7 protein-coding genes are annotated in these 6,424 nt (G+C 64.9%); 5 read left to right on the top strand and 2 right to left on the bottom strand.

Annotated features, from left to right (window positions below; genetic code table 11):
* Positions 1 to 137 precede the first annotated feature (137 nt).
* Together QA600_RS10475 and QA600_RS10470 are read left to right on the top strand one after the other, a co-directional pair.
* Positions 138 to 938: an NAD(P)-dependent oxidoreductase gene (locus QA600_RS10475; RefSeq protein ID WP_278291880.1), complete on the top strand. Its 801-nt coding sequence runs from the start codon at positions 138 to 140 to the stop codon at positions 936 to 938.
* A gap of 54 nt (positions 939 to 992) precedes the next feature.
* Positions 993 to 1,217 (top strand): hypothetical protein, encoded by a 225-nt coding sequence (locus tag QA600_RS10470; protein ID WP_278291879.1) that lies wholly within the window; start codon positions 993 to 995, stop codon positions 1,215 to 1,217.
* A gap of 38 nt (positions 1,218 to 1,255) precedes the next feature.
* On the opposite strand, the gene QA600_RS10465 is transcribed toward QA600_RS10470, so the two are convergent.
* Complete coding sequence (locus QA600_RS10465) at positions 1,256 to 2,263, bottom strand: glutathione S-transferase family protein (RefSeq protein ID WP_278291878.1); 1,008 nt, start codon at positions 2,261 to 2,263, stop codon at positions 1,256 to 1,258.
* Between the two features lie 47 nt (positions 2,264 to 2,310).
* Positions 2,311 to 3,297 carry a calcium/sodium antiporter gene (locus QA600_RS10460; RefSeq protein WP_278291877.1) on the bottom strand — a complete coding sequence of 329 codons (987 nt, stop codon included), beginning with the start codon at positions 3,295 to 3,297 and terminating at the stop codon, positions 2,311 to 2,313.
* Between the two features lie 110 nt (positions 3,298 to 3,407).
* On the opposite strand from QA600_RS10460, the gene QA600_RS10455 reads away from it, so the two are divergent.
* Genes QA600_RS10455 through QA600_RS10445 form a run of 3 tightly spaced genes read left to right on the top strand, consistent with a single transcriptional unit; the run spans position 3,408 to position 6,334 of the window.
* Positions 3,408 to 4,979 (top strand): Na+/H+ antiporter NhaC family protein, encoded by a 1,572-nt coding sequence (locus QA600_RS10455; protein WP_278291876.1) that lies wholly within the window; start codon positions 3,408 to 3,410, stop codon positions 4,977 to 4,979.
* Complete coding sequence (locus QA600_RS10450) at positions 4,976 to 5,251, top strand: TRAM domain-containing protein (RefSeq protein WP_278291875.1); 276 nt, start codon at positions 4,976 to 4,978, stop codon at positions 5,249 to 5,251. The genes QA600_RS10455 and QA600_RS10450 overlap by 4 nt, the downstream gene beginning before the upstream one ends.
* Positions 5,252 to 5,302: 51 nt before the next feature.
* Complete coding sequence (locus QA600_RS10445) at positions 5,303 to 6,334, top strand: DNA methyltransferase (RefSeq protein WP_278291874.1); 1,032 nt, start codon at positions 5,303 to 5,305, stop codon at positions 6,332 to 6,334.
* Positions 6,335 to 6,424 lie beyond the last annotated feature (90 nt).

Here is a 6,424-nt window from a genome sequence, read left to right as displayed (position 1 = left end):
CTCTCTAAGCCCGCACAGCAACGGCTGTGTGGGCTTTCCGTATTTATTGCACACTCGAGTAGAGACGACTGCGGATCAGCAGGAGACCGGAACCCGCCGGCCCGACCTATTTGCTGTCGGACGAGGTACGCTCGAGCGTGACAAACATCGCGATCACCGGTGCATCCGGAAGCGTCGGCAGGGAGGCGATCGACGCCCTCTCCGAAGCCGAACTGACGCTGTTTTCCCACAGCGAGTCCGAGGATCTCGAGACGACGCCGATCGAGGTCACTGACCGCGAGGCGGTGTTCGACGCCCTCGAGGGACAGGACGTCGTCGTCCACCTCGCGGCGAATCCCGATCCCAGGGCGGCGTGGGACGAGGTCTCCGGGCCAAACGTCGAGGGAGTCTACAACGTGTTCGCGGCCGCGGTCGAACACGATCTCGAGCGGGTCGTGTTCGCGAGTTCCAACCACGCGGTCAACATGGGAAACACCGTCTCGCCGACGCGCCCGGAGTCGACGAACGGCCAACCCAAGGTCGTTCGCCCGACGGACGAGCCCGATCCCGACACGTACTACGGCGTGACGAAGGTCTTTGGCGAGGCGATGGGGCAGTACTACGCGAACCGCCACGGGCTCGACGTAGTCAACCTCCGAATCGGCTGGCTGCTGACTCGGGACGAACTCAGAGATGCGGTTGCGAACCGAGACGGGGCCGGGGAGCGGTACGCCCGCGCGATGTGGCTCAGTCCGGGAGACTGTCGGCGGGTCATTTACGCGGCGGCAACGCGGACGCTTCCCAAAACGCCGTTGACGGCACACGGCATCTCCGACAACAGCGAGCGGTTCCTCTCACTCTCGGAGACAATGCTCGATCTCGACTATCGGCCACAGGACGACGCTGCGGCGGTTCTGGACGACGACGAGGCCTCGAGAGACGGGCTCGAGACCGCCTGACCGCTCGCTCTCGAGACCGAAAGACCGAATACTAGAACGGTTCTATGCCGACGTATGTCAACCAAGGTGGCGGAGTCGACGGGCTACGGACCGAACAGCCAGATGTCGCTGTTCGGATACATCGTCGCGTTGCTCATCGCTCTCGTTCTGCTTCCACTGTGGCCCGTGTTCGCGCTCGGCTGGCTCGTCTGGCGGGCCTTTTTCGCCGAAGAGGAAGAACACAGGTTCGAGCAGTGGCGCCGCGACCGCGAACCACGCCAGCCCCCAAGTGGCTCCTGAAGGTACGTACTATCGTGCCGAACTAGCGCCGGTCCGTGTCAGTCGTCCGAACTTGCCGCCTCGAGCGCCGTCGGCGGTGAGCCCGGCAGCTCGTCCCGGTCGTGGGGGGCGTCGAACGCGAGATCCGGTCCGCGGGCGACGATTCGATGCGGGTTCACGTCCGGATGTGTCGTGTAGTAGTGTTCGTTGATGTGGTCCATGTCGACGGTGTCGGCGACGCCTGGCGTCTGATAGAGGTCGCGTAGATACGGCCACAGGTTCTCGTAGTCGCGGATCTGGTTGACGTTACACATGAAGTGGGTGTGGTAGACGTTGTCGAATCGGACCAGCGTCGTGAACATCGCGATATCCGCCTCGGTCAGTCGGTCACCCGCGAGGTACCGCTGGTCTTCGAGGATGCCGTTCCAGTGGTCGAGCGCCTCGAAGAGCTCGTCGATCGCCTCGTCGTAGGGATCCTGCTTGGTCGCGAAGCCGGCTCGATAGACGCCGTTGTTGATGGGCTCGTAGATCTCGTCGATAATGCGGTCGACCTCCTCTCGGTAGCCGTCGGGGTAGAGGTTGACGTCCCGGGAAGCGACCGAGTCGAACTCGGTGTCGAGCATCCGCATGACTTCCCTTGACTCGTTGTTGACGATGGTGTCCTCCCGCTTGTCCCACAGTACGGGGACCGTCACGCGGGCGGTAACGTCGGGGTCGGCGCGGACGTACAGCTCGCGGAGGTAGTTGACGTCGTGGACGTGATCGTGCGTGCAGTCCTCCTTTTCGGGAGTGAACTGCCAGCCGTCCTCGCCGCGATACGGGTCGACCACGGAAACCGAGATCGCATCCTCGAGACCCTTCAGCGCGCGCGTCACGAGGGTTCGGTGGGCCCACGGACACGCGTAGGAGACGTAGAGGTGGTAGCGGCCCGCCTCCGGCTGAAACTCGGCGTTGGGGTCGTCCCGGATCCGGTCCCGGAACGTCGTCTCCTGCCGGTCGAAGGAGCCGTCGTCGTCCGTCGCTTCGTAGGCGTCGGTTCGCCACTCGCCGTCGACAAGCATGTTCATACCCGTCGTAGGTCTCGGGGGTACAAAGGCTCGCGCTGACGTCGATGTCACCCGGACGGCCAGCCGACGGCGCTCGCGAGCCAGTAGCTGGCCGCGACTGCGAGCAGGACCGCTCCCTCGGGCCGGGTCAGCCGTCTGCCGGTCACCAACACGACCGTCGTGACCGCGGTGATCGCACCGAGCCAGACGAGGCTGGCGGGTACCGCGGGATCGACAGTCAACGGTCGAATCGTCGCTGCGACGCCGAGAACCCCGAGGAGGTTGAACACGTTCGAACCGATGACGTTCCCGGCCGCTATCGCGACGGCGTTTCGACGCGCGGCGACGATCGACGTTACGAGCTCCGGGACGGACGTGCCAGCGGCGACGACGGTGACGCCGATCGCCCACTCGGAGACGCCGACGGCGAGTCCGAGCGTCGTCGCCGAATCGACCAGCAGGTGACCGCCGCCGACTACCAGGGCGAGTCCGACGAGGAGCCGTCCCGCATCCGGTCCGAGTCGAATCGTCGGTTCAGTGGCCTCGAGTCCGTTCTCCTCCGTTGATTCGGAGGACACCCGGCCGGTATCGTCGGCTTCCCGACGTGCGACAACGCCGAGTACGACGAGGTACCCCGCCAGGAGTGAGACGAGAACGAGACCTTCGGGTCGCGAAACAACCCGATTCGCGAGAAGCCCTGTTGCGACCGCGGTGGCGACGGCCATCGCGACGGCGTCCCGACGGAGCATCGTCTCGGTCGCTCGAAACGGGGCGAGCAGGGCGACAGCACCCAGTACAACGCCGAGGTTGAACACGTTCGAGCCGACGACGTTGCCGACGGAGACGTCGCCGCTGCCCTCGAGGGTAGCGACAATCGAGACGGCGAACTCCGGTGCGGACGTCCCGAACGCGACGACGGTGAGGCCGATCACGAGCGGCGAGATTCCGGCCGCGCTCGCGATATCCGAGGCTGCGTCGACGAGCCAGCGCGCACCGATCCAGAGTCCGAGTACCGCGGCGGACAGGACGACGACGGTCTCGACGGACACCGACACGTCAGCCCTCTCTCGAGGAGAGAACAAAAGTGTACAGTAACGGGTAGCGTTCGGTCAGTATTTGATAACATTTATCCGCCAGAGTTGGGATACTACCGTCGTGTGTTACGATGAGTACTGAGAACGGCGGACCGGGTGAGTCCGACCCGAGCGAGTCGTTCACCCAGGGTACCGAAGACGACGAGCCGCGGATCTCGTTCTACGGCGGACGGGGTATGAGCGCGTTCCCGATCGCCTTTTTCATCCTCTGGGCAGTCGCTCAGACGGCCCTCTGGCGGATCTCCGATACGGGCGGGCTGGTCGTCGGAATCCTGCTCGGGCTGATCTTCGGAATGTTCTTCGTCCGCGGGAGCTGGAAAACGTACGCGAACACGATCTTCGAGGGGATGACCCAACCGGTCGCAGTGACGGCGATCGTCGCCTGGATCTGGGCCGGTATGTTCGCCGAGCTGCTACAGGACGGTGGCTTCGTCGACGGCCTGGTCTGGCTGGCCGACGTCGGGGGGATCGGCGCGACGCTGTTTCCGGCAGCGACGTTCGTCCTCGCGGCGCTGTTTACCACGGGAATCGGGACCGGGTACGGCTCCGCGATCGCGTTCGTCACGCTGTTTTTCCCTGCGGGGCTTCTTCTCGGGGCGAACCCGATCTTGCTGTTCGGCGCGATCCTCTCGGGGTCGATCTTCGGCGACAACCTCGCACCCGTAAGTGACACGACAATCGTCAGCGCCGTCACCCAGGATGCCGATATCGGGGGCGTCGTCGCTTCCCGCTTCAAGTACGTGATCATCGCCGCGATCATCGCGTTCGGCGGCTACCTCGTCGCCGGCCAGTTCATGGGCGGGCTCGAGATCGGCGGCGACGCCCAGGAACTGCTCGTCGCCCAGAGCGAACCGATCGGCCTGATCCACCTCGTTTCGATGGGCGTCGTCATCGGCGCCGCGGTCGCGGGTCGACACATCGTCGAGGCGATCTCGTGGGGGATCGTCGTCGCTGCCGTCTCGGGGCTCACGCTCGGACTGCTCTCGCTCGGAGATATCGTCATGTTCAACGCACCCGAGGACGCCCCGCTCGCCGAGCCCCTCGAGTTCCTCCCGATCCTGACGATCGTCGAGGACCCCGACGCGGTCAACGTCGATGGCAGCCTGATCAACGGCGCGGCGGGCTTCTTCGAACTCGCGATCCTCGTCCTGTTGATCATCGCTGCGGCCCAGATCATGATCCGCGGGGGAGCCTTCCAGGCGATTCTCGACTGGTCGATCGAGAACCTTGCGACGAACGTCCGCAACGCCGAACTCACGATGGTCGGTTCGGCGGCGCTGATCAACGCCGTTATCACGATCAACACGGCCGCCGAGGTCGCGATCGGCCCGTACATCTCGAAGATCGGCGAGCGGTTCAATCTGAACGGCTACCGGCGAGCGAACATCCTGGACGCCCAGACCGCAGCACTGGGGTACATCTTCCCGTGGTCGGGCGGCGTTCTCGCCGGATTTACGGCGATGCAGGATCTCCCCGGCGAGTACGACTGGCTCACGGCTGACATGCTCGCGACGCCGATCGAGGTCGTCCCGTTCGTCTTCCAGGGCTGGCTGCTGGTCGCCGTCTTCGTGGTCGCGGCGATCACCGGATTCGGTCGCGAGTACGTTATCGACCGCGAGAGCGAGGAGGTGGCACGACTATGAGTTTCCTGCAAAAGTATCTCAAGGGCTGGCGGTTCCGCGAGACGAGTCCGTCGCTCGAGGTAGGCGACGTGGTCGACGTCTTCGTGGCGGAGTCGAACGGTGCGACCGAAGGACACGTCTACATCGGCGACACGCACCTGATCGTCGAGGGTGCGGGGCCGGAGACGGTCGAGAAACAGGTTCGCGTTCGGGTAACCGAGTTCGACGGAACGACGTCGACGGGACGCGGGGAGTTCCTCGAGGTCGTCGGCGAGAGCTCCTACACCAGCTAACCCCGCGGAACGCGCTTTTAAGTGGTCCTGGCGAACAGTCGAGGACGTGCCATGGACGACGGGGACTGTCACCGACAGAGCCGACTCGTAACCGACGACGACGGCGCGTTCGACGCCGAGCGCGCCCAGGAGGAGTCGCTGCCGATCGAAGACGGCGAGGTGATCGACACGAGCGAACTGGCCGATCACCAGTGCTACGTCGAGGGCCGGGGCGTCTACGACGAGCGAAACCGGGTCAACGACCTCACCGGCAGGGAGTGGAAGTATGCGACGAAGTCGGTTATCGCCGAGGGGTATCCGCCGGACGTCCAGCACGACCTGCGCAGCGAGCACGGCGGCCAGAAACCGCCGCGGCTCTGTGCCGATCTGATCGACCGGTTCAGCAAGGCCGGCGACACCGTCCTCGATCCCTTCGCCGGCGTCGGCGGCACCCTGCTGGGAGCAAGCTTCTGCGAGCACGAGGGTACCGGACTTCGCGAGGCAATCGGGTTCGAACGCAACGAGCGCTGGGTCGACCTCTACGCGGAGGTCCTCGAGCGCGAGAACGAGGAGCGACGGGCCCGCGGGGAGCCGTCGCTGGCCGAACAGGAGCTGCGATGCGGTGACTGCGCCGACCTGATCGACGGAATCGAGGACGACAGCGTCGACCTGCTGCTCACCGACGTCCCTTACTGGCACATGGACGAACTCGAGCAGACCCGAAACGAGCACGAGACTCGCGAGAGCAAGTTGGGGGCGTTCGACGGCGACGAGGAGGCCGACACGAGCGCGAACGGCGACGGCTCCGGAACGAAGGCAGAGTGGCTCGAGGACATGGCCGCCAAGTTCGATCGGTTCGCCGACGCGGTCACGCCGGAGGGCCACGTCGTCGTCTTCATCGGCGACATGTACCGCGAACAGTCCTACGAGTTCCTCTCGGCGGAGCTGGCGCGAGCGATCGAATCGACGGCCCCGCTGACGCTCGCCGCCAACCTCGTCTGGTACGATCCCACGAAGGATCTGCACGTCTACGGCTACCCGTTCTCGTTCGTCCCCTCGATGGTTCACCAGAACATACTCGTCTTCCGCCTCGAGGATGAGTAGCGTCAGCCGGCCGTCTGACGTGGTTTTATTGGTCGGAGCGTGGACGGATACGACGGACGCGCCGAACGATACCCCATCCCATCTCGACTG

The sequence above is a fragment of the Natronococcus sp. A-GB1 genome (assembly GCF_029688845.1).
Taxonomy (GTDB): Archaea; Halobacteriota; Halobacteria; order Halobacteriales; family Natrialbaceae; genus Natronococcus.
This window is presented reverse-complemented; position numbering and strand designations above follow the sequence as displayed.